Below are 22,994 nucleotides of genomic sequence, written 5' to 3' on the forward strand. Positions count from 1 at the left end.
ATGATTGCTGCGAACAGTACAACCGCCCTGCTCGACCTGGACGCGTGCGCGCGCGAACAGATCCATATCCCCGGTTTCATCCAGCCCACCGGCCTGTTGCTCGTGCTGGAGCCCGAAGACGGCACCATCGTGCAAAGCGGCGTCCCGGGCACTCCGCTGCTGCAGGACGTCGGTTGCCTGCGCGGGCAAACGCTCGAGCACGTGTTCGGAGGCGCGCTCGCCGGGCTGGCGCCGTCGGTCCTGGCCGCGCCCGATCGCGGGACCGTCCACCTCGGCATCGTCGCGTTGAAGGGGGTGACCCACCATGCGACCGCCCATCGCGCGCAGGGCATGATCCTGCTCGAACTGGAGGAAGCCAGGCCCGGCGAACTGGGGTCGCTCGAAGACCTCTACCCGCTCATCCGCGAGTTCATGGCCGACCTCGAACGGGCACCCGATACCGCCGCGCTGTGCGACCTGGCGGCGCGGCAGCTGCGCCGGATCACCGGCCTGGACCGGGTGCTCATTTACCGCTTCGATGCCGAATGGAACGGTACGGTCATCGCACAGTCGCGCAACGAGGCGTTGCCTTCCTACCTCGATCTGCGGTTTCCCGCATTGGACATCCCCGCTCAGGCGCGCGAGCTGTACCGCACCAGCCGCCTGCGCCTCATTGCGAACTGCGACTACACCCCGGTACCGATCGAACCGCCGATCAATCCCCTCACCGGCCAGCCGGTCGACCTGGGCCAGGCACTGCTGCGCAGCGTGTCCCCGGTGCACCTGCAGTACATGCGCAACATGGGCACCGGGACCTCCATGTCCATCTCGATCCTGCGCGAAGGCCGGTTGTGGGGCCTGGTTTCGTGCCACAACCGCGCGCCGTGCCGGGTGCCATACAACGTCCGGACTGCCTGTGATCTTCTCGGCCAGGTCCTGTCGCTGCAGGTCGCCGCCAAGGAACATGCCGCGGAAGTGGAGCAGCGCGTGGCCCGGCGCGCCATCCAGGCACGCCTGCTGGCGTTGATGGCCGCGGAAGACGATTTCCTGAAGGGGCTGGCCCGCGAGCCGGCGCAACTGCTCTCGCTCACCCGGTCCGAGGGCGCGGCGATCGTCCACCTGGGCCGCTGCGTCCTGCTGGGCCGCACGCCCGGCGAACACATGGTGATGGAGCTGGTCAAATGGCTCGATTCGGCCCGGCGCGACGACGCGTTCCAGAGCGATAGCCTGGCCAGCGAGTGGCCAGCGGCCCTGGACTGCAAGGACACCGCCAGCGGCCTGCTCGCCGTGCCGATTTCCCAGATGCACGCCAGCTACGTGCTGTGGTTCCGCCCGGAAATCGTCCACACCGTCCAATGGGGTGGCGATCCGCGCAAGCAGGCCGATCCAACACGACTGAGCCCACGCACGTCGTTCGAGGCCTGGAAAGAGACTGTGCGCCTGCGCTCGCTGCCATGGACCCAGGCCGACGTGGAAGGTGCGCTCGAATTGCGCACGGCGATCGTGGACATCGTGCTTCGCAAGGCCGAGGAAATGGCCGACCTCAACGAGCAGCTGGTCCGCAGCAACAAGGAGCTCGAGGCCTTCTCCTATTCGGTGAGCCACGACCTGCGCGCGCCGTTCCGCCACATCGTGGGCTACTCGGAACTGCTGCTCCAGTCGGCCGGCGAAAAACTCGGTGACCAGGAAAAGCGCTTTGTCGCCACCATCATCGAGTCGGCCAATTCCGCCGGCGCCCTGGTGGACAACCTGCTCAGCTTCTCGCAGATGGGGCGGACCACGCTTGGCAAGGTCAGGGTGAACATGCACCAGCTCCTGGAAGAGGTCCGCAGGCTGCTGGAGGTGGACACCGCCGGGCGTGACATCGAATGGAACATCGGTTCGCTGCCGACGGTCGAGGCCGACCCGATGATGCTGCGGCTGGTGTTCCAGAATCTGCTGTCCAATGCGATCAAGTTCACCCGCGACGTCGGCACGGCCGTCATCCAGGTCAGCGGCGAGGCGCAAGACAACGAGTACGTCTTCTGCGTGCGCGACAACGGTTGCGGTTTCGACATGCGTTACGTGCACAAGCTGTTCGGGGTGTTCCAGCGGCTGCACCACGTGGAGGAGTTCGAGGGAACCGGGATCGGATTGGCCAACGTGCGACGGATCATCGAGCGGCACGGGGGACGCACCTGGGCCGCGGGCGAGGTGGGCAAGGGCGCCAGCGTCTATTTCACGCTTCCAAAGACATCGGGTATGCAGCCATGAAGGAATTGAGGCCGATACTGCTGGTTGAAGACAACCCCAAGGACGCCGAACTCACCCTCGCTGCGCTCAGGCGGTGCAAGCTCTGCAACGAGGTGATCCTCATGCGCGACGGTGCCGAGGCGCTCGACTTTCTTCGCAGCGAGGGCAAGTTCGCCGGTCGCGAGGACCCCGGCCCGGTCGTGATGCTGATGGACATCAAGATGCCCAAGCTCAATGGCCTGGAGGTGCTGGAAGAAATCCGCCGTGACGAGCACCTGCGCAGTACGCCGATCGTCATGCTCACCTCCTCGCGCGAAGAGCGGGACCTGATCCGCAGCTACGAGCTGGGCGTCAACGCCTTCGTGGTCAAGCCGGTGGACTTCCGCGAATTCTTCGAAGCCATCCAGGGGCTGGGCATGTTCTGGGGCATCACCAACGAGCCGCCACCGCACCGTGGCAAGAGGAACCGAGCGGAATGACGACATCGCAAGCCCAGAGCCTGGACCCCGCGTCCTGCATCCGCATCCTGCTGCTGGAAGACAGTGCGCTGGATGCGGAGCTGGTCGCCAACCAGCTTGGCGCGGCGGGCCTGCAGTTTTCCCTGGAAAGGGTGTGGACTCGCGAGCAATTCCTGCAGGCACTCGACGACCGCCCCGACGTCATCCTCGCCGACCACGTGCTGCCTCAGTTCGACGGCGATACGGCGTTGACGCTGGCCCAGCAGCGTGCGCCGGAAATCCCGTTCATCTTCGTCTCCGGCACGCTCACCGAGGAGCTGGCCGTGCAGGCGTTGAAGCGGGGCGCGACCGACTATGTGGTGAAGCAGCGCCTGCACCGTCTGCCCGAGGCGGTGCGCCGCGCGATCGCCGAGGCGCGCAAGCGCCTGGCCTTGCGTGCGACCGAAGCGGAGCTTCACCAGAGCAGGAACCGGCTGCGCCAGATTGCCGATGCCCTGCCCGTGCTGATCGCCTACGTCGATACCGGTCAGCACTACCGCTTCGCAAACCGGGCGTACGAAGACTGGTTCGGGCTTGCACTGCCGGACATCGTCGGCCGTCACGTGAGCGAGGTGAGCGGCGAGGCCACCTACCAGCGGGTGCGTCCGGCCATCGAGCGGGTGCTGGCAGGTGAACGGCAGAGTTTCGAAACGTCGGTCCCCTACCGCAACGCCTCGTTGCGGCAGGTGCAGGTCGACTATGTCCCCGAGCGCGATGCAGACGGCAGGGTCACGGGGTACTACGCGCTGGGCATGGACGTCAGCAAGCGCAAGGTGGCCGAGGCCGCGCTCCGGGATCTCAACGAATCACTCGAAAGCCAGGTGCGCGAGCGTACCCGTGCGTTGCTGCAGAGCCAGGCGCGGCTGCGTGCGATGTTCGAGACCAGCCTGCAGCACCATGGCCTGGTCTCCCCCGAGGGCCGGCTGCTCGATGCCAATACGACGTCGCTCGAATCCATCCTGTCCACGCGCGAGGAGGTCGTCGGCCGCGTGTTCTGGGAGACGCCCTGGTTTTCCGGGACCCCTGGGGCGCCCGGGATTGCCCGCACGATGGTGGAGCGCGCCGCGGCAGGCGAAACCGTGCGCCAGGAGCTGACGCTCCTGCTGCCGACCGGCGAGCGCTCATTCGATTACTCGATGCGTCCCCTGCGCGACGCCGACGACAGGCTGGTCGCCATCGTGCCCGAGGCCGTGGAGACGACCGCTCGCCGCCAGGCCGAAGAGGCGTTGCGCCAGTCGCAGAAGATGGAGGCGGTCGGGCAGCTCACCGGCGGGATCGCCCACGACTTCAACAATCTTCTGACTGTCATCGGCGGCAACATCGACATGGCCAGGTCCAGGGCCGAACGCGCCGGCCAGCTCGAGCCCCGGGTCGCGGCCGCCCTGGAGAATGCCCAACGGGGGGCCGAGCGCGCTGCTGCGCTCACCCAACGCCTGCTCGCCTTCTCCCGTCGCCAGCCGCTGCAACCGCGACCGCTGGACCTCAACAAGCTGGTCCTGGGCATGTGCGAGCTGCTGCGCCGCTCGCTCGGGGAAACCATCGAGCTGGAGGTGTCCACCGGGCCGGGACTGTGGCCGGTCGAGGCCGACCCGAACCAGCTCGAGGCGGCCATCCTCAACCTGGTCGTCAACGCGCGCGATGCGCTTGCCTCCGGCGGCCGCATGGTGATCGAAACCTCCAATGCGTACCTGGATGCCTCCTGCGTCGCTAACGACGGCGAGGCTGCACCGGGTCGCTACGCGGTGGTCTGCGTCACCGATACCGGCTGTGGCATGACCGAGGAAACGCGGGCGCGCGTGTTCGAACCGTTCTTCACCACCAAGGAAGTGGGGCGTGGCACGGGGCTGGGGCTGTCGATGGTCTATGGCTTCATCAAGCAATCCGGCGGCCACGTGCAGATCGAGTCGGAGCCCGGAAAAGGGACCTGCGTAAAGCTCTACCTTCCCCGCCTCGCGCGTGAAGCCGCGCACGAGGCAGAAGCCCCCTGCCGGGGCGAACTGCAGGGCAGTCTCCGCGAGGAGACCGTGCTGGTCGCCGAAGACGACGACGACGTGCGTGCCTACACCGTCGAGTGCCTCCGCGGCCTGGGCTACCGGGTACTTGAGGCCCACGACGGCGCATCGGCCCTGCGCCTGCTGGAGCGCCAGGAGGGGCCGGTGCAGTTGCTGCTCACCGACGTGGTCATGCCCGGCATGTCCGGTCGCGAACTGGCCGATCGCGCCCGACAGATGCATCCGGGACTGCAGATCCTGTTCACCTCGGGCTACACGCGTGATGCGATAGCCAGTGGCGGCCGACTGGAGGCTGGCATCACCATCATCCCCAAGCCGTTTACCTACGCTGGCCTTGCAAGCAAGGTCCGCGACGTGCTCGAAGGGCGTACGACCTCTTTGCAATAGGCGATGAGGCAGCCGGCCCGGGGCTGGCTCGAAGCCTCGCCAGGCGCGCGGCGGCTCTGGCCGCAGCTGCGCAGGCGAGGCTCCTGCGCCCCGCTTCAGGCATTCACAGGCACCACGTTCAACGGACCGTATGGGTTCGCGCGCACGGGCGTGGGTGTGCGCACGACGCGCCGTTCTGCGCAGCCGCGACCATCACCTGCGCACCATCTGCACGAAATCACCTGCTTGTGTTCACAAGTGGATAGGCGCGGCGCCGCCTTGCAGGCAAGCTCCCCCGCTCATTACCTGTCGATGTCCGCAGGGGCATCGTCCATCACGGCGGCGGCGCAAGCGCCGGCATGCATGGACCGTTCTTACGGGAGGTCTCGGTAGGCACAAGAGCGGACAAGGAACACGGTGGCGTTGCCCGGGAAATCAGCACCCAACTGGTCGGCAAACAGCCTGCTCGGCTCCCTGTCCCTGGAGGACATGTCGTTGCTGGCGCCGCACCTGCTGCCCTGGTACGGCGAACCCGCAGACGTGCTGTATGCACCCGGCGACAACGTGGGAACCGTCTATTTCCCCTGTGGGCCCAGCCTCGTCTCTTACCGCGTCATGCTCGACGATGGCCGGGGCGTGGAAACAGCGCTGGTCGGCCGGGAGGGCGCCGTGGGCGGCATTGTCAGCCACGGTCGGCTGCCCGCTTTCGCGCATGCCCTGGTGCAGTTTCCTGGCCTGTTCTATCGCATGAGGACGCGCCAGCTGGAACAGGCGAAGATCAGCTCGCCTACCCTGCGACTCCAGTTCGCGCGGTATGCCGACTGCATGGTCGCGCAGGTGTTCCAGTCGGTCGCCTGCAACGCGGCCCACACCATCGAGCAGCGCGCGGCCAAATGGCTGATCGCGGCACTCGACCGTACCGGGGACGGCGACGTGCCGCTGACCCAGGAACAACTGGCGTCGATGCTCGGGGTCGGTCGCAGCTACATCAGCCGTGTCGTCCAGAACATGCGGCTGCGCGGCGTCCTGGAAACGCGGCGAGGGACCGTGAAGGTGCATGACATGGCCGAGCTCCAGCGCATGTCCTGCCGATGCAACGATACCGTTCGCCGGCACTTCGGGGAGGTCCTCAAAGGCGTCTATCCGTCCGACGACGGCAGCATCCGCACCGGAAAAGCCCAGTCCCCGCCCGGTACGGACACGACCCGTTGAGCGCGGCGCCGGGCGGCTGCTCAGGCGGCATGGGGAAAGCTGAGGCCCGGGGGCCGGACCGCGCGACGACGATGCGCGGTCACTGGATTGGCGGAGAGAGTGTCAAGGATGGAGCCATTCGCAAGGATTCGCGCCCATTCGCCAAGTATCGCCAAGCCTTTGTACGCAAAGCCTATTGCGTTCGCCCTAGTTCGTAGCGTGCGTTTGCGATGCGCCCAGAGCCGCTGTACCGTTGGGTAACCAAAGTGGTAACGACGGTTTGGCGGAGACATGACGAGAACGCGAAACAAGCTCACCGCGCTGAAGGTACGGTCTCTCAAGGCGCCTGGCCGCTACAGTGACGGAGGCAACCTCTATCTGTTCATATCGAAGCATGGCGCGCGCTCCTGGGTGTTCCGATACACCGACCGGCTGACAGGTGCGGTCAGGGATAAGGGGTTGGGTCCGGCGGCAGATATCACCTTGGAACGCGCGCGCGAACGTGCGACGGCCTGCCGGCTTCAACTACTCGAAGGGGGCGACCCAATCGACGCTGCCCGCGAGCGCCGGCAGAAGGAACGCGTCGAGCACGCCAGGCGCGTTTCCTTCGGTCAATGTTGCGAGCAGTACATCGAAGCGCACCGCGTGGGCTGGCGCAACGCCAAGCACGCGGAACAGTGGGGCGCCACCTTACGCACGTATTGCGCCCTGTTGTGGCCGCTCGATGTTGCGGCGATCGATACTGGGCTGGTCATGCGGTGCCTTGAGCCGATCTGGAAGGAAAAGACCGAAACTGCCAGCCGCCTGCGCGGCCGCATTGAATCGGTGCTGGCGTGGGCCACCGTGCGCAAGTTCCGACAGGGCGAGAACCCCGCGCGCTGGCGTCATCACCTAGACCAATTGCTGCCCAAGCGCTCGAAGGTCCAGAAGGTAGAGCACCGGCCCGCCCTGCCCTATGCCGAAGCAGCCACGTTCATGGCCGAACTTCGTGCGCGGCAGGGATTGGCCGCCCGTGCACTCGAACTGCAGATTCTTACTGCCACCCGCCCGGGAGAAGCGGCTGGCGCACTGTGGGACGAATTTGACCTAGATGCCGCCATTTGGACGATCCCCGGCGAGAGGATGAAGGCTGGCAAGGAACACCGTGTGCCGCTGTCGCCCGCTGCGCTGGCGCTACTACGCACGCTGCCGCGCGTCAGCGCTGCGGTATTCCCCGGCCCGCGAGGGAAGCCGATCACCACCGCGGCAGGCATGGGACTGCTGAAGGAAATGCACCCCGGCGTAACCGCACACGGTTTCCGCTCGACCTTCCGCGACTGGGCCGCCGAGTGCACGGCCCATCCCCGCGAGGTGATCGAGGCCGCCATGGCGCATCGGCTCAAGGATGCTGCTGAGGCGGCCTATCAACGCGGGGATCTGTTGCGCCGGCGCGCGCATCTAATGGACGACTGGGGGAGCTACTGCCAGGAAGGTGCCCACGTGAAGCATTCACAGCGCACGAAAGAAGCTCAGGAGCTAGGGCTATGAGCGTCGGCCGGCCGCGCGTGTTTGCTTCGCGCATCATCGGCGGGGCGGGATCGGCATTCCTGACCCGTGAAGCGCACCGTGCGACGTGGGGGCACGTCCGCACTCTCTACGGGGACGACCCGCCCGAGGGCATCATGGATGCTGTGTCCGCTGCCGTGGCGCGCTATCTGGCCGACGAGGCGGCGCTTGGGAGCGATGCATCATGGGGCTTGGCCGAAGTGGTCAATGATGCGCGCGCCATCGCCAAGCTGTGCCGCGACTTGGCTGCGGAAGTGCCCGCCGCTGTTGAGCGGCTCACCGAAAATGCCCGCGTGCCGTCGCGTACCGACGAGCGCTTAGTCTCGCTTGCAGACCGCACGGGAAAGGCCGTGCGCCTTCATTTCCCTTCCGAGCTTGCCGGCGTGGAAGTGGATGCTTTGTTGGAGCGCGTGCGGCCGCTGCTGTCGCGCCCGATGTTGTGGCCGCAAGCGCCAACCTTCCCTGACGACCTGCGCAGACTGGCTGACCTTTGCGAGGCGTGGGTGGTCACGGCGGCGAGAGCCGAGCAGGAGGCAGGCAGGGCGCGCACAAAGCGGCCGCTGGTGGCACGCCAATGGCTGATTCGTGCGCTGCAGGATGTTCTGGTGCGATGGCCACCGCCCCCGCCACACAACTACCCGGCCGCGGGCGAGGGCTTCATTTGCGACGTGCTCGAGGTCGCTGGCGCGCCCGTGCCTAGAAAGCTGGAATCGGATCGCGCCGCAGACAAGGACGCGGACATAGCGGGCCGCATCAAGGCGCTTCTGAAAGGCCGCTAAGCGTTGGGGCGCAAGGGCTGGCGAATTAACGCCGGGATAGTCGGAGCGGCCCGCAGGGCCGTGTGAAAAATGGGTAACCGAAGCCGCGGGCAGTCCGCAGGCATTCGGGAGAACCCCATGCAATCCGCAAAGCTCGCTGTCGCAGAGCCGGCCTTTCTTCCACTGGTCGAAGCGTGCCGCCAGCACGGTATCGGCAGGACCAAAGCGTTCGAGCTGGCCGCCGCCGGCACGCTGGAAACCTTCACGATCGGCAGCCGCCGCTATGTCCGGCTTGACTCCCTTCGAGCACTGCCCGAGCGCCTGAAGGCGGAAGGGGGTGCGCAATGATCAAGCACCCCGACCTGACGTCGCTCCACAACGCGGCCGACTACGCCGCCACGCTGGCGTTCGCACATATCCCTGCCGACCGCTTGCTGGCCGTCGTGCCGTCGATCCGCCTGGAACTGATCGCGCTGCGACTTGGGGCGCGAGCCGATGCGCTCGAGCTGCTACGCCTGGTCGACGGGTTGCTGGCAGACGAGAAGGCCAGCGCGGAAGCGCGCGCCGCCTTCCAGCGCCTGCGCCGGGATGCCACCGCTTTGGCCGTATGGGTGACGCCATGACGCCGCATCTTTCGTTTGCTGAGGCTTCGGCACTGGTCTGTCGCAACGCTGGACGCGTCGAGATGCCGGAGCCGTGGCTGCTGCTTGCCGCCCATGCGCTGCAGTCCCTGCACGCAGAGCCGCTAGCCGATTCCACGGGCGAGCTTGCCAAGGTGTGGGCGGCGCCAGCATTTGGCGGCCGCGATCCCGACGACCTGCTGGCCGAAACGCTCGACGTTTTGGACGCGGCGCAGCTGCGGCGAAATGACCTGATCAAGCCGCACGCGGAAACCATCCGCCGAGAGCTGCCGCGGATCGTCTGCGGTGCCGTGGACATTCAGTCGCCCGAGGCTGGGCCGGAGACGGCCGAAGCGCTCGCGCGCTGCCTGTATCGGGCCGAACGTGCGTGTGCAGCCATCCAAGCCTTGCTTGAAGGGCTTGGGCCGGTTTTGCCCCCCGCGGTCCTGCCGCCGTCGAAGTACGGGAACCTGCCATGACCGCCGCCGACCTCGCAAAGCAGGCCGCCGATACCGCGCGTGCCATCCGGACCAACACCGCCGGCTGGACGCACTACCTACCGCCGATCGATGCCGTCCAGGGGGTTCAGCGCCTGACTACGGAACTCGCCCGTTCCCTGGCCGCGCTGGCTGCACAAAAAGGAGCTCTCTCCGATGAACTCGAAGACTGAGCCGGCGATGGCCGAGGCGGCGGCTGCGCTCGCTGCGGCGGGGTGGCGGGTATTCCCGCTAAAGCCTGCGACCAAACTGCCGGCGATCAAGGCATGGCCCACCCTCGCTACCAGTGATGCGGCGACGGTGGCGGCCTGGTGGGGTCAGTGGCCGGGTGCCGGCATCGGTATTGCCACGGGTCGAGGCGTGGCGGTCCTGGACGTGGATTGCAAAGACGGCGCGCGCGGCTTCGAATCATTGGCCGCACTCGAAAATGCGCACGGACCGCTGCCGCCGACACTCACCGTCGAAACCCCGAGCGGGGGCCAGCACTATTACTTCGCGGCGGAAGGGCTGCGCACATCGGCCGGCCAACTTGCGGCAGGGCTCGACGTCCGCGGTGAAGGCGGTTTCGTGGTTGCGCCACCCACGGCGCTGGCCGATGGTCGCGCGTATCGGTGGGCGCATGTCACCACGACGGCGCCGGCTCCCGCGTGGATCGCCGCAGCGGCCGCGCGCGCGTCCATCGAACCGCTGCCCGCAGCTATTCCTGCCGAGGCCATGCCGGAACTCGTAGCCGACCTTCGCAGCGCGCTCGACGCCATCCCCGCAGACAACCGCACGGACTGGATTGCGGTAGGCGCCGCGTTGCGGCCGCTGGATGGCGTGGGGCGGGATCTGTGGATCACCTGGAGCGCCACTAGTTCGAAACACAATCCCGAGGCCGATCCTGACGTGTGGGAGACGATCGGCCACGACTCGACCGGCCCGGCCGCTGTGTTCGCCCGCGCGCAGCGGCACGGCTGGCAGAACCCACAAGCGTTGCGCAGGCTGGCTGAGGTGTTCAAAGGTGCTCCGGCCGTGCCTGGCTCGGCGCTACGGCCCGTGCCGATCGGAGACGTGATGACGGCGACCGTGCCGCCACCGCGCTTTATCGTCCATCCGCTTATCCCCGCCGGCCACTTGACCCTGTTCGGCTCGCACGGTGGCAGCGGCAAGTCCATCCTTGCCCTCACCATCGGCGCGCACGTCGCCGCGGGCCAGCCTTGGGCAGGTTTCGCCGTGGAGCGCCGGCCGGTTCTCTACGTCAGTCTGGAGGACGCCGGCCCGATCGCGCGGTACAGACTGCGCAAGGTCATCGAGGCATACGGCTTGGACGCGGCGGCCGTCACTGGCGGCCTTCGCATCCTGGACGGTGCGGAAGGTTCCGGAGCGCTGATGTCCGAAAACGCCGCGTTCGGAGTGCGCCAACTCGTCGAGACGGCCACGCTCGCAGAACTGCGGGCGGCGGTAGGCGATGCCGGCCTGATCGTCGTGGACAATGCCAGCGACGCGTACGACGGGCCGGAGAATGACCGGCGGCAAGTGCGGGCCTTTATCCGCGCGCTTGCGTCCCTGGGCCGCCAGAACGGCGCGGGCGTGCTGCTCTTGGCCCATATCGACAAAGCGGCCGCGCGCTTCGGTTCAAACGGGAACAGCTATAGCGGTTCCAGCGCTTGGCACAATAGCTCCAGGTCTCGGCTCTCGCTTGTAGACGAACGCCACGGGAAGGAACTGCGGCAAGAGAAGTTGAACCTCGGCAAGGCCGCGGCGCCTGTTCGTCTCGCATGGACGGATCACGGCGTGCTGGTGCCGATCACCGGGGATGCGGGGGCGAGTGAAGCGCAAGGCGAGACGGACGCCCTGGCCGTCCTGGCGGCGATCGAGGCGGCGGCCCGTGACGGGGTGAGCGTGCCGACGTCGCGCACCGGGCCGGCGACCGCACAACGGGTGCTCGAAAACTTGCCGGACCTCCCCGCCCATCTTCGGGGCGCACGCGGCAGGGAGGATTTCTGGAATGCCGTTACCGATCTGCAGCGTTCCGGGCGAATCGCGGTCGAAAATTTCTGGGACGCCAAAAGACACGCCAAAGAAAGATTCACTGTCGCATCGCAGGTTTCGCAGGTTTCGCAGGTTTCGCAGGTTCCCGTAGCTAGCGAACAAGCTGCGAACCGGGAAGCCTGCATCGCAGGTTTCGCAGGTTCCCTGCGCGGGGGTGTGGGGGTAATAGGTGCGAAGGAGAACATGCGAGCCGACGTTGCGACGGACGTCATGGAGTCCCTTCCATGACTTCGCAGAAATTCCGCACCGTCGAAATTTCGGATTCTGAGGCCGTCCAAAAGTGTCTGGAAATTTTGGAGGCCGCCGCGCGCGTTTCCAATTTTTCCATTACGCCCGACGGTCGCGTCTCGGAAAGTGACGCCGCCGCCTTGCTCGGCGTCGCGCCGCTCACGCTGCGGAATTGGCGGCTCGCGACCGCGGCCATCCCCTGGCACCGAATCGGAGGGCCGGCGGGCCGCGTGACCTATCGGCTTGCTGACCTGGCCGCGCATATCGAGGCGGCCCGCGAAAGTCGCTAACCGAACCGTACCGAACCGTACCGAATCGTACCTAAGCAAACTCGACGGCTCGCCGCGCGCGCGCGACGCTGCCACCGCCGCGCAACTGCTGCGCGTCGCTTTCGTTCGGGATGAACCGACCATGCAAAACCTGTCCCTGAAACTCGCCGCTGATCCGTCTGCCGCAGGCACTTTCACCGGCCTGGCCAGCACGCCGGACCTAGACCGCTCCCGCGACGTGATCCCGCCGAGCGCCTGGGCTGCCACGCTGGACGCCTGGGCCGCGCGCGGCGGTCGCATCCCGCTGCTGTACCTGCACGACCAGCGCGAGCCTGTCGGCGCGATCACCAGCGCGCGCGCCACCGCTCACGGCCTGGAGGTTGAGGGCGCCATCGCGGTGAACACGCCGACCGGCGCCATTGTTTACGAGCTTGCCAAGCTGGGCAGCCTGTCCCTGTCCATCGGCTTCGTTGTGCCGGAAGGCGGCGCCGTGCGTGATCCGCGTACTGGCGTCCGCACGATCCACGTGGTCGACCTGTACGAGATTTCCCTGGTCCCCGTCGCGGATAACCCCGCCGCGGTTGTCCAGTCAGTAAAGCAGTTCCGCGAGTGCGCCAGCATCCGCGAGTTCGAGGCCGCAGCGCGAGAGGCGCTGGGGCTGTCCGCACGTCAAGCAAAGACCCTAGCCGCCGTTGGCTGGCCAGCCCTGCGCCGGGATGGCGCCGAGCCGCGTCGAGAAGATGCGCCGCCATCTGCTGCCCCTACCGGCCCGAGCAACGTCGAGATCCGGCGCGCGCTGGGCCTGTCCTAAAACCCCATTCGAGGAACACCCCATGAGCGAAGTCGTCACCGCCGCGCTGCGCGAGCACGCGGAAAAAATCGAACAGAAGGCCGCGGCTGACCGCGCCGAAATCAAGAAGCTGCAGGACGAGCGCGCAGAGATGCAGACGCGCCTGGAGGGCCTGGAGCAGGAGTTCGCAGGCGTGAAGGCGCACACGGGCCGTGGCAGCTCCCTGCTGGACGCCGGCCCGTCGCCGGTCGCTGAGTTCCTGAAGTCCCCGCAGCTTCAGGCCATGCGCGATGGCGCTCCGACCACGGGCCGCCTCACCTTGAAGTCTGGCGGCCTGAAGGTGCTGACCAAGGCCATCAGTAACACCGGCGTGGGCCAAGCTGGGGACAATGCCTACAACGTTCAACCGAATCGCTGGGATGGGCTCGGCAATAATCCGCAGCGGCGTCTCTCGCTGTTCGACGTGCTCCCGAGCATCCCTGTCAGCACGGGCACCTTCGAGTACATGCAACTCAACGGCTACTCGAACGCGGCCGCGACGCAGGCGAAGGAAGGCGACGCGAAGGCGCAGGCCGGCGTGCCGACCACCGTGCAGACGGCGAACATCGCCACCATTGCCCACTATGTCCGGGCCTCGCAACAGGTGCTCGACGACGCGCCGGCGCTGTCGCTGCAGCTCACCAACTTGCTCACCTATGGCGTGCTCGCCAAGGGCGAGGATGAGCTCATCAACGGCCCCGGTACTGCTGGCCGCATCAAGGGCCTCGTGACGCAGGCGACCGCCTATGCGGCCACCGCGACCACTGCGGCGGACATGATCGGGCAGGCCATCACCGAGCTACAGGCGAACGGCTGGACGCCTTCGGTCGTGGTGCTCAATCCGGCCGACTGGTTCGCGATCACGAGCGCGAAGAACACCGGCAATGGTGCCTACAGCATGGGCTCGCCCCGAGACCCGGCGCCGCCCTCGCTGTGGTCCGTTCCGGTCATCACGAGCGCATCGCTGGCGGCTGGCACCGCGCTGGTGCTGGACGCCTCGCAGGCGGCCTTGCTGGACCGTCAGGAGGTCGTTGTGGCGTCGAGCCGTGAGGATGGCTCCAACTTCACGACGAACATGGTGACGATCTTGGGTGAGGGGCGGCTGGGCCTGGCGGTGTTCTCGCCGGGCGCGGTGCTGTCCGTCGACCTGACCCCGACCACGTAACGCGAACAGCGTAAGGGATGCGGCCTGGGCAACTGGGCCGCCGTCGTCCAGCCGGCGGTGATGACGACTCAAGAAACAACACCGGCAGCCGTGCAACGTGCTAGCCCGAGGGCGCTCCGTCCACTGAGGCACGGCAACACCAGCCCCCGCGTTCGGATCATCACCGGGCCGGGGGCTTTTTCATGGCACCACTGGCTACCCCCCGGGTAGGGCGGGTTCAAAGTTCGGCGTCGAGGCATCGATGACCGCGGCGGCAGCCAAACTTTCACGTCCGCAGTTCAGAATTTTGGAGGCAGCTATGCCCGCGCACCGCAAACCGACCAACGTCCTGGAGCTTACTGGCGCATTTCGAAAAGACCCGCAGCGGCGCCGCGTCGATCCAGCCACGAACAAGCCGATCGGACGGCCACCGAAGCCCGAATCCTTGACGTTCGAGCAGGCGTGGCGCTACATCGTGAGGTGTGCACCGCGTGACGTGCTGCGCGATGACAGGGACCGGCTATGGGTGGAAGTGGCGGCGCATCTGCTTGTGCAGTTCCGAGCCGACCCGGCTGCGATGCATCCGGCCAAGCTGTCCCGCCTGACCACCATGCTCGCTGCCCTGGGCATGTCACCGGCCGATGCGTCGCGGGTGAGCGCTACCCCGCGAAAAGTCACTAATCCGTTTGACGGCTTCTAGCGCCCCATCCACCGGCTCTAGGGGGCTCCGCGACTTGGGTTGTGACGTGCATGCCGTGCCATGTACTTGGCACGCGGGAAGCCATGAATGACACCTTTGGCGAGAGAGAAACGGCCAAGGCAATTTGGCCATTGTCCTCTAGGCGCGTCGCGATGCTGACTTCACCCGTCGGAGCATTGATGGCGCTCGCGAGTTCGAAGGCAGCCCGGTTGACTTCCTGGCTAGACATTGTGGCCATGCACCAATGTAACACCGAGCACGTCAAGGATCGGTTTAAGAGGAAGCATCAATGTTTTTCTGTGACCCGGCGCACTCGAATCCGGGCCGCCAGCGAACAGCAAACCGACCGAGGTTCTGCTGCCATCAATTTTTCGACAGACTATAAGGGACCCGGAATCCCCACCATCGGAGAAAATGTCTTGGTCGCCGTGGATTACAAAAACATTAGCAAAGTAAACCTGCCCCTGAAATCCGTAACTATTGGCATTAACACCGACACGAATGGGAATTAGCTCTTGACCAACAATAACTCCAGTCGTGTGCTCCGTGGTACGCCCTACTTTCTCGACGACCATTCCCACCATGGGGTCTTCGACTTGCCCCGGAGTGTCGTAGAAAGTCCGCTGCATGGATGAAACTCGCGCTTCATCCAGAATACGAAAAATGGCGGCATCTTGGTTTTCAAAGATGTTGACGTTCCCCTGGGTTCCCACGTGCATAGGAAGCGCCGCCGCATGCAAACCGATCGTGAAAGGAAACAGTCCGCCGGGCCCCACATCAAGCACTCCGGGAGCCAAGATTGGCAAGTCGGGCTCAGAGTGGCTGCAGGAGCCCGTTACATGGTTATTCGATAAACCAAAAATGCCGCCGGCCTGATCCCTGACAAGTGCACCGAGAGTGCCTGCTGACTCGGTGTTCCCCGGAGACACGGAGGAACCGCAGGCATATCGCAGTGTTCCTGCACTGCTGACAACCGCATAAGTTGCAGCTTGCGCAGTCGCCGGAATCTGCGAGAGATCTTCGACATGACCCAGCGGATATTCAATTTCGCAGCCGTTAATGTAGTTTGGCAGGTGCTTCGCTTCGGTCTTGGTCACCTTTCGACGCGTATAAATCAAGACCTTTTTATCTGCATCATTAAAAACAATTGACGTGATGCCCTTCGTCCTAAGGAAGGCCTCTTGCGCCTCGTTAAAGACAGCAACATCAACGCCAACTAACACGGCGTTTTCAACCGCCTGAGGAAGGGCTTGGCAAATGTTCTTTTCAACAGCCCAGCGGCGCACCGAGCTTGCGACTTCGTGGGCAGTCATTGGCTGAGGCGGTGCAAACTGGGTCGCCACGATGGTGGCCTCGCCCAATGAGTCCATGCCGCCTTCGGTAGAGCCGGCCGTTGGGAGGGTGCCGGTTGCACCCGATTGCGAGCTAGTCATTGATCCCCCTGTTCCCTTCTAACCACCGGTCTACGCCGGCGGGTCCATGTGTTCGATTAGAACACTAGAGGCGACGCGCCTAAACTGGTAACAAAAGATGGTTCGGAGACAACCCTTTGATATAATTTGTGCACAATCAAGCACTTACGGATGTTAGTGGCGGAGAGAGTGGGATTCGAACCCACGGAAGGTTTGACCCTTCGCCGGTTTTCAAGACCGGTGCCTTAAACCGCTCGGCCATCTCTCCGTTGGACTTGGCGATGCGTTGTGCGCCTCAGGCGAGGCGATCCAGGCCTCGCAGGTAGGGCTTGAGTGCGTCGGGTACGGTAATCGAACCGTCGTCGTTCTGGTAGTTCTCCATCACCGCGATCATGGTGCGGCCGATAGCCAGGCCGGAGCCGTTCAAGGTGTGGACGAGTTCGGGCTTGCCGCTTTCCGGATTGCGCACGCGCGCCTGAAGGCGGCGGGCCTGGAAGTCCTCGCAGTTGGAGCAGCTGGAGATTTCGCGGTAGGTGCCCTGGCTGGGCAGCCACACTTCCAGGTCGTAGGTCTTGGCCGAGCCGAAGCCCATGTCGCCGGTGCACAGCAGCATCTTGCGGTACGGCAGGCCGAGCAGTTGCAGGACCTTTTCGGCATGGCCGACCATTTCTTCCAGCTGCGCATAGGACTTGCCGGGCCGGGCGATCTGCACCATCTCGACCTTCTCGAACTGGTGCTGGCGGATCATGCCGCGGGTGTCCCGTCCGTAGCTGCCGGCTTCGGCGCGGAAGCACGGCGTATGCGCGGTCATGCGCAGCGGCAGCGCGTCGGCGTCCTGGATGGTGTCGCGCACCAGGTTGGTCAGCGGCACTTCGGCCGTGGGAACCAGATAGCGCTTGGACTCGCCGACCTGCGTGGCGAACAGGTCTTCCTCGAATTTGGGCAACTGGCCGGTGCCCTGCATGCTGTCGGCGTTGACGATTACCGGGACGTTGCATTCCAGGTAGCCATGCTCGCCGGTGTGCAGGTCGAGCATGAACTGGCCCAGGGCGCGGTGCAGGTGGGCCAGCTGTCCGCGCAGCACGGTAAAGCGCGCACCGGAGAGCTTGGCGCCGGCATCGCCGTCCAGCCAGCCGTGGCGTTCGCCCAGTTCAACATGGTCCCTGACCTGGAAGCCGAAACTGCGCGGCTCGCCCCAGCGGCTGACCTCGACGTTGTCGTGTTCGTCCTTTCCGACCGGCACCGACTCGTGCGGAATGTTCGGAATGCCGAGCGCAATGCCGGCAAGCTTGCACTGCACTTCGCCCAGTGCCTGCTCGTTCGCCTTGAGCCTGTCGCCGATGCCGGCGACTTCGGCCATCAGCGGCGCGACGTCCTCGCCCCTGGCCTTGGCCTGCCCGATCGCCTTGGAACGGGTATTGCGCAGGTTCTGCAGCTCCTGCGTCTCGGTGGACAGGCGCTTGCGCTCGACCTCCAGCGCCTCGACGGCGGCGACGTCCAGGTCGAAGCCACGGGTTTGCTTTAGGCGCGCGGCGGTATCGGCCAGGCGCGAGCGCAGGAGGGCGGGATCCAGCATGAAGGCGTTCCGACGGAGTGCTTGAACGGTCGATTATCGCCGTGGAGACCACGCGCTAGCAACGCGGACCAACTTCCGGATGCCCGCAGAAGCCCCCTGCGACGGGCGGAGGCTCGGTCAGGCAGGCCTGCGTTCGCGGCGCCCGATCCACCACGCCATCGCGGCGCCGGCGAGCAGCCAACCGATCAGCTGTTCGACGAGCGCCGCCGCCGTAAAGCTGGCCGGGAACCGGTACCAGTTCCAGTACGGCACCATGGTGCTCAGCCAGGCGAACACCGCCGCCGCACCGGCCAGGCCGAGGCGCCGGCCAAGCCCCAGGCCAGGCACGCTCATCAGGATCGCCAGCACGAGCGCGGCAAGCGTGTCGCCCACCCACTGCGTGGCCAGCTGTGGGCCCATGCGGGTCATATCGTCGCCTTGCGGCAGGTAGACCACCCAGGCGTATGGCCCGGCGCTGGCCTTGGCCCCGTAGGCCTTGACGGCGGCCTCGTCGCCCATCGCCTCCGGTTCGAGCCAGGGCAGGATGTAGACCCCCGGCTCCTTCCCCAGTCCCTCGTGCAGGCTGGCCAGAACCACGTCCTCGTGGGTCGGCGGATGGATGCCCGGGTTGCCCAGGCCGAGCGCCATGTGCGCCAGAGCGCCCCAGATGAACATCACGATCCCGCCGATCAGTGCCGCGATCAGGATACGCATGGTGCTCCCCTCCCCGGTGGACGGCTGACTCTAGGGAGGCAGCGGGTAAGAGATCAAGCGCCGTGGAGCCCCCGCCGCTACTTGTCGCGGGCCTGGCGGCGGGCCTCGCGCAGGGCGAGCAGCTTTTCGCGCAGCTTCTGCTCGAGACCGCGGTCGACCGGCTCGTAGAACACGGTTCCGTCGAGCGCCTCCGGCAGGCATTGCTGACCCAGCGCGACGCCGCCGGCGGCATCGTGGTCGTACTGGTAGCCCTTGCCGTAGCCCAGGCCCTTCATGAGCTTGGTGGGAGCGTTGCGCAGGTGCATGGGAACCTCGAGCGTGCCGGTTTCACGCACTGCGGCCCGGGCCTTGTTGTAAGCCATGTATGCGGCGTTGCTCTTGGGCGCGATCGCCAGCCAGATGGCCAGTTGCGCCAGGCCCAGTTCGCCCTCGGGGCTGCCCAGGCGCTCATAGGTGTCCCAGGCGTCCAGCGCCATGCGCCACGCCCGCGGCTCGGCCAGCCCGACGTCCTCGACCGCCATGCGGGTCATGCGCCGTGCCAGGTAGAGCGGATCGCAGCCACCGTCGAGCATGCGGCAGAGCCAGTACACGGCCGCGTCCGGGTCGGACGAGCGCACCGATTTGTGCAGCGCCGAGATCTGGTCGTAGAACTGCTCGCCGCCCTTGTCGAAGCGGCGCGTGCGGTCGGCCAGCACCTGGGTCAGGGTGGCTTCGTCGATGCGACCGTCGTCGGCCAGCTCCGCGGCGATCTCCAGCAGCGTGAGCGCACGGCGCACGTCGCCGTCGGCGGCCTGGGCGATCAGCTTCAGGGAATCGGCGTCGATCCGCAGCTGCAGCCGGCCGAGGCCGCGCTCGTCGTCGGCGAGCGCACGCTCGAGCGCGGCCACGATGGACTCGGCCGACACCGCCTCCAGCACGTGCACGCGGCAGCGCGACAGCAGCGCGGAGTTGAGCTCGAACGAGGGGTTCTCGGTAGTGGCGCCGACGAACACGATCACGCCCCGTTCGATGTGCGGCAAAAAAGCATCCTGCTGCGCCTTGTTGAAGCGGTGCACCTCGTCCACGAACAGCACGGTGCGACGCCCCTGGGCGAAGTTGACCTCGGCCTCGGCCAGCGCCTTGCGCACGTCCGGCAGACCGGAGAGTACGGCCGAGATGGCGCGGAAATCGGCATCCGCGTAGCGCGCCACCAATAGCGCCAGCGTGGTCTTGCCGCAGCCCGGCGGGCCCCACAGCACCATCGAATGCACCCTGCCCGCCTCCAGCGCGCGCCGCAGCGGCGAGTCGCCCGCGGTCAGGCGCGGCTGGCCGACGATCTCGTCGAAGCTGCGCGGGCGCATGCGCTCGGCCAGCGGCTTGAGCGCGTCGGAGTCGGCTTCGGGAAACAGCCCGGGGGAGCGAGGCGATGGCATCGGGGCATGATAGACAGTCGCCGGCGTCGCTGCATGGCGAGCGAAAGTTTCCGTCCGCCGCCGCAACTCTGGAGAGAGAGCCCATGCGGGCATGACTTTGAGAGGCCCGATGCCGAGCCAGCACACCAGCCAACTGACGACGCGCTTCGAGGCCCTGCTGCGAGCCAACTACGGCCGCCTGCAACGGATCGCGCGCAGCTATGCGCCGCCGGGTGAGCACGAGGACCTGCTGCAGGAAATTCTGGCGCAGATGTGGCGCAGCCTGCCCGGCTTCGACGATCGCGCGCCGGCGGCGGCGTGGGTCTACCGGATCGCGCTGAACACGGCGCTGGGCCAGTTGCGCAAGCGCTACAGCCGGCCAGCCCTGCACGCGATGGACGACGAAAGGCTGCTGGTCATGGCGCCCGCAAGCATCGGCGACCCGCGCGATCCGGACGCTCTGCTGGATGCCTTCCTGGGCCGCCTCGGTCCGATCGACCGCGCAGTACTGATGCTCGCCCTGGACGACCAGTCCTACGCCGAGATCGCCCGTATCACGGGATTGAACCCCAATGCCGTGGGGATCCGCCTCAATCGCATCAAGCAGCGCTTCCAACACGATTACATCGAGGAATACCCGTGAACACCGACCGCCTGAAGCAGGCATGGAATGCCAGCATTTCCAACCCGCCGACCGAAGCAACGCTGGATTCGTTGATCATGCAGGCGAAGACGCGCGCGCGCGGCTATCGGAGCGAGGTACTGAAAAGGACATTCTTCGGTGCAACCGTCTTTTGCCTTGCGCTGGCCATGCTGGTGATGGTCTGGTTGCTGCCGGGCCCGGAAATCTGGCTGGGCATGCGCGTCGCCATGTTGCTGTGGGGGATCGGACTGATCGCCTGCGTCGTGGGGTTGTGGCCGCTGCGCGTATCGCGCCTGAACGCAGGCGACGCGCCGCTTCAGTCCTACCTGCAGGCGTGCCTGGAACACGTGCAACGGGAGATCGCGTACCAACGCTCGCTGCGCTGGCGATGGTGGGCACCCTTCGGCATCGGACTGGCGAGCGCGATCGCGCAGCGCCTGTCGCCGCAGCCGGACATCAGCTGGCTGTTGGGTTTGTTCGCCTTGCTGGCCAGTGGTTGGGGCTTCGTGCACGCGCCCCGCTCGTGGCCCGAACGACTGCGCGCGGAGGAAGCCGGTTTGCGGGATCTGCTCGACCGAACGCGCGCGGTGGCCCGGGAAGGCGGAGGTCCATGAGCTTGCGCGCCTTCCGGTAGCGCTGGTGCTCCTCGCGATGCCAGCCCGGTCCTGGTTGCGGTGGTCGATGATGGACCAGGTCACCGCGCGCCGAACGGGCCATGCAGGCACGCATCGGTCCCTGATGCTCACGCGCTGCCGGTGGGTGCCCCATCGTTGAACTGACGGTAGAGGCCATAGCCCAGGCCACACAGTCCGGTGAGCGTGGCCGGGATCAGCAGGCTGCGTTCGCGCAGGTGTTCGAACAGCAGGGCACCGGCGACGCCGCCCAGCATGAAACTGCCGATCACCAGCAGGCAGACGCGCACGCGCAGCATGTCCACGTCGAGCCCGCGCAGGCGGTGCCCCAGGTAGATCCCCAGGTCGGTGAACATGCCCGAGACGTGGGTGGTACGGAACACGGCGCCGCTGTAGGCGCTGACCATGCCGTTCTGCAGGCCGCAGGCCATCGAGGCCAGCCACAGGCCCGTCGACCATTCCCGCTCCAGCAGCGGCACCGCCACGAACAGCAGCAGCGATTCGAGGACCAGGGCCACGCCGTAGGGCCGGCCGAGCTTGAGTGTGCTTTTCTGCACGATCGCGCCGCTGGCCATGGCGCCGACGACGAAGGCCAGCAGCGACAACGCCCAGTGCAGCGCCTCGCCGCCGTCGCCGGTACCAAGGGAGATACCCAGCAGCGTGGTCGAGCCGGTCAGGTTGCTGATCGACTGGTGGCGGAAGCCCATGTAGCCTGCGGCATTGACCAGCCCGGCGATGAACGCGAGCACGCCACCGCCCACCCACGCCCAGCGCGGCAGCTGGCGCAACACGGGCATGGCCGGATCAGTCCTTCAGCGGACGGGTGGTCATCACCGGCAGATCGCCGATCACGTCGGCGCCCGGCGGCGGAGTGAAGTTGAAGGTCGAGGGGGGCAGCTCGACGTTGCGCTGCCAGTCGGAGAAGCGGATATCGGTGATCGCGCCGAGCTGGTCGCGGAACATCATGCGCTTGAGGCCCTGCGCATCGAAACCCAGGTCCGCGTAGTCGAACTGCGGATCCTTGGCCTTCGAACTCAGGCGCAGCCAGGCGAGGCCATCGTGTTCGCCACGCTCGGTGACGGCGAAGTCCCGGTCGAGCTGCTTGAGATCCGTGATGACGGTAAGCGGGCTGTGGGCCTCTTCCGTGCTCTGCACGCGCACGGTCACCTGTTCCAGCTCGGGGTCGTACAACCACACGCGACTGCCATCGGCCACGATGGTCTGCCTGTACGGTTCGAGCGTATCCCAGCGGAACTGGCGCGGGGCTTCCAGCGCGAGCGTGCCCGAACTGGTCTTGGCACCGTGCCCGCTGGCGTCGGTGAGGGTCTGGGTGAAACGGCCCTTGAGCGAATGCAGGTTGGTGGCAAAGGCATCCAGGCGCTGGCGCGCGGGACCGCTGGCGGCCTGGGCCAAACCCGCAAGGGAGAGCGCGAGCGCGACGAGAAGGGTAACGGCGAAGCGGTTCATGGAAGCCCTGTTCCTTGAGACATGCAGGGGAATTCTGGGAGGCGGCGGCTTAATCGCGCCTCAAGGTGATTGTAAGGGCGCGGGAGCATCGCGGCTGCAGAGGTGATTTGCCGCAAGAGCGCCCCCTCATCCGGCCTCTCCCCGGCGGGAGAGGGAGCGGCTCGCGAGCCTGGCGCGTGCGCATCGCCTGGAGCGCTTACCACCGGAGCGAAGGGCGGGAGAGCGCATTCGCAGGGCAAGCCGCATCCGTGCGCTCGACGCCACCTTCCCATCCAGACG

General features: G+C 66.3%; 23 protein-coding genes and 1 tRNA gene. 17 read left to right on the forward strand and 7 right to left on the reverse strand.

Translation table 11 applies throughout. The annotated features are described in order from the left end of the window. From LQ771_RS07755 to LQ771_RS07825, 15 genes are all read left to right on the forward strand, one after another. On the forward strand, nucleotides 1-2,232 hold the full coding sequence (locus LQ771_RS07755; protein WP_231351770.1) for an ATP-binding protein: 2,232 nt from the start codon (nucleotides 1-3) through the stop codon (nucleotides 2,230-2,232). Continuing rightward, complete coding sequence (locus LQ771_RS07760; protein WP_231351771.1) at nucleotides 2,229-2,690, forward strand: response regulator; 462 nt, start codon at nucleotides 2,229-2,231, stop codon at nucleotides 2,688-2,690. The genes LQ771_RS07755 and LQ771_RS07760 overlap by 4 nt, the downstream gene beginning before the upstream one ends. Beyond that, entirely contained in the window at nucleotides 2,687-5,107 is a 2,421-nt protein-coding gene (locus LQ771_RS07765; protein ID WP_231351772.1) for a PAS domain-containing protein, read from the forward strand. Before LQ771_RS07760 ends, LQ771_RS07765 begins: the two co-directional genes overlap by 4 nt. 396 nt (nucleotides 5,108-5,503) lie before the next feature. Beyond that, nucleotides 5,504-6,298, forward strand: a complete 795-nt coding sequence (locus LQ771_RS07770) for a Crp/Fnr family transcriptional regulator (protein ID WP_231351773.1) — start codon at nucleotides 5,504-5,506, stop codon at nucleotides 6,296-6,298. A gap of 270 nt (nucleotides 6,299-6,568) precedes the next feature. Continuing rightward, a complete protein-coding gene (locus LQ771_RS07775) occupies nucleotides 6,569-7,804 on the forward strand; it encodes a tyrosine-type recombinase/integrase (RefSeq protein WP_231351774.1) in 1,236 nt (411 codons plus the stop codon). Beyond that, nucleotides 7,801-8,601, forward strand: a complete 801-nt coding sequence (locus tag LQ771_RS07780) for a hypothetical protein (RefSeq protein ID WP_231351775.1) — start codon at nucleotides 7,801-7,803, stop codon at nucleotides 8,599-8,601. Before LQ771_RS07775 ends, LQ771_RS07780 begins: the two co-directional genes overlap by 4 nt. A 117-nt stretch (nucleotides 8,602-8,718) precedes the next feature. Further along, nucleotides 8,719-8,928 (forward strand): hypothetical protein, encoded by a 210-nt coding sequence (locus LQ771_RS07785; RefSeq protein ID WP_231351776.1) that lies wholly within the window; start codon nucleotides 8,719-8,721, stop codon nucleotides 8,926-8,928. Continuing rightward, nucleotides 8,925-9,203, forward strand: a complete 279-nt coding sequence (locus LQ771_RS07790; protein ID WP_231351777.1) for a hypothetical protein — start codon at nucleotides 8,925-8,927, stop codon at nucleotides 9,201-9,203. Before LQ771_RS07785 ends, LQ771_RS07790 begins: the two co-directional genes overlap by 4 nt. Then, nucleotides 9,200-9,679 carry a hypothetical protein gene (locus LQ771_RS07795; protein WP_231351778.1) on the forward strand — a complete coding sequence of 160 codons (480 nt, stop codon included), beginning with the start codon at nucleotides 9,200-9,202 and terminating at the stop codon, nucleotides 9,677-9,679. The genes LQ771_RS07790 and LQ771_RS07795 overlap by 4 nt, the downstream gene beginning before the upstream one ends. After that, nucleotides 9,676-9,870, forward strand: a complete 195-nt coding sequence (locus LQ771_RS07800) for a hypothetical protein (RefSeq protein ID WP_231351779.1) — start codon at nucleotides 9,676-9,678, stop codon at nucleotides 9,868-9,870. The genes LQ771_RS07795 and LQ771_RS07800 overlap by 4 nt, the downstream gene beginning before the upstream one ends. After that, nucleotides 9,854-11,959, forward strand: a complete 2,106-nt coding sequence (locus LQ771_RS07805) for a bifunctional DNA primase/polymerase (RefSeq protein ID WP_231351780.1) — start codon at nucleotides 9,854-9,856, stop codon at nucleotides 11,957-11,959. The genes LQ771_RS07800 and LQ771_RS07805 overlap by 17 nt, the downstream gene beginning before the upstream one ends. After that, entirely contained in the window at nucleotides 11,956-12,249 is a 294-nt protein-coding gene (locus LQ771_RS07810; RefSeq protein ID WP_231351781.1) for a hypothetical protein, read from the forward strand. The genes LQ771_RS07805 and LQ771_RS07810 overlap by 4 nt, the downstream gene beginning before the upstream one ends. Nucleotides 12,250-12,370: 121 nt before the next feature. Beyond that, a complete protein-coding gene (locus LQ771_RS07815; protein WP_231351782.1) occupies nucleotides 12,371-13,039 on the forward strand; it encodes an HK97 family phage prohead protease in 669 nt (222 codons plus the stop codon). Nucleotides 13,040-13,061: 22 nt separating this feature from the next. After that, nucleotides 13,062-14,222 (forward strand): phage major capsid protein, encoded by a 1,161-nt coding sequence (locus LQ771_RS07820; protein WP_231351783.1) that lies wholly within the window; start codon nucleotides 13,062-13,064, stop codon nucleotides 14,220-14,222. Between the two features lie 241 nt (nucleotides 14,223-14,463). Beyond that, on the forward strand, nucleotides 14,464-14,901 hold the full coding sequence (locus tag LQ771_RS07825; protein WP_231351784.1) for a hypothetical protein: 438 nt from the start codon (nucleotides 14,464-14,466) through the stop codon (nucleotides 14,899-14,901). Nucleotides 14,902-15,122: 221 nt separating this feature from the next. Here LQ771_RS07825 and LQ771_RS07830 read toward each other — a convergent pair whose 3' ends face one another. The 5 genes from LQ771_RS07830 to LQ771_RS07850 all read right to left on the reverse strand — a co-directional run bounded on the left by LQ771_RS07830 (nucleotide 15,123) and on the right by LQ771_RS07850 (nucleotide 19,994). After that, nucleotides 15,123-16,271 (reverse strand): S1 family peptidase, encoded by a 1,149-nt coding sequence (locus LQ771_RS07830; protein WP_231351785.1) that lies wholly within the window; start codon nucleotides 16,269-16,271, stop codon nucleotides 15,123-15,125. A gap of 220 nt (nucleotides 16,272-16,491) precedes the next feature. Then, nucleotides 16,492-16,581, reverse strand: a tRNA-Ser gene (locus tag LQ771_RS07835). A gap of 27 nt (nucleotides 16,582-16,608) precedes the next feature. Next, the gene (gene serS / locus LQ771_RS07840; protein WP_231351786.1) at nucleotides 16,609-17,889 is read right to left on the reverse strand and encodes a serine--tRNA ligase; all 1,281 of its coding nucleotides are present in this window, start codon (nucleotides 17,887-17,889) and stop codon (nucleotides 16,609-16,611) included. 117 nt (nucleotides 17,890-18,006) lie between these two features. Beyond that, entirely contained in the window at nucleotides 18,007-18,582 is a 576-nt protein-coding gene (locus LQ771_RS07845) for a hypothetical protein (RefSeq protein WP_231351787.1), read from the reverse strand. A gap of 77 nt (nucleotides 18,583-18,659) precedes the next feature. Beyond that, complete coding sequence (locus tag LQ771_RS07850) at nucleotides 18,660-19,994, reverse strand: replication-associated recombination protein A (protein WP_231351788.1); 1,335 nt, start codon at nucleotides 19,992-19,994, stop codon at nucleotides 18,660-18,662. 109 nt (nucleotides 19,995-20,103) lie between these two features. Between LQ771_RS07850 and LQ771_RS07855 the strand changes: the two genes are divergently transcribed. Together LQ771_RS07855 and LQ771_RS07860 are read left to right on the forward strand one after the other, a co-directional pair. Beyond that, entirely contained in the window at nucleotides 20,104-20,616 is a 513-nt protein-coding gene (locus tag LQ771_RS07855) for an RNA polymerase sigma factor (protein WP_231351789.1), read from the forward strand. Further along, a complete protein-coding gene (locus LQ771_RS07860; protein WP_231351790.1) occupies nucleotides 20,613-21,230 on the forward strand; it encodes a hypothetical protein in 618 nt (205 codons plus the stop codon). Before LQ771_RS07855 ends, LQ771_RS07860 begins: the two co-directional genes overlap by 4 nt. A gap of 128 nt (nucleotides 21,231-21,358) precedes the next feature. Here the strand turns inward: LQ771_RS07860 and LQ771_RS07865 are convergent, their stop codons facing one another. Together LQ771_RS07865 and lolA are read right to left on the reverse strand one after the other, a co-directional pair. Further along, on the reverse strand, nucleotides 21,359-22,045 hold the full coding sequence (locus LQ771_RS07865) for a YoaK family protein (RefSeq protein WP_231351791.1): 687 nt from the start codon (nucleotides 22,043-22,045) through the stop codon (nucleotides 21,359-21,361). A 7-nt stretch (nucleotides 22,046-22,052) separates the two neighbouring features. Next, a complete protein-coding gene (lolA, locus tag LQ771_RS07870) occupies nucleotides 22,053-22,715 on the reverse strand; it encodes an outer membrane lipoprotein periplasmic chaperone LolA (protein WP_231351792.1) in 663 nt (220 codons plus the stop codon). Nucleotides 22,716-22,994 lie beyond the last annotated feature (279 nt).

It is taken from the genome of Frateuria soli, from assembly GCF_021117385.1.
Classification (GTDB): domain Bacteria; phylum Pseudomonadota; class Gammaproteobacteria; order Xanthomonadales; family Rhodanobacteraceae; genus Frateuria_A; species Frateuria_A soli.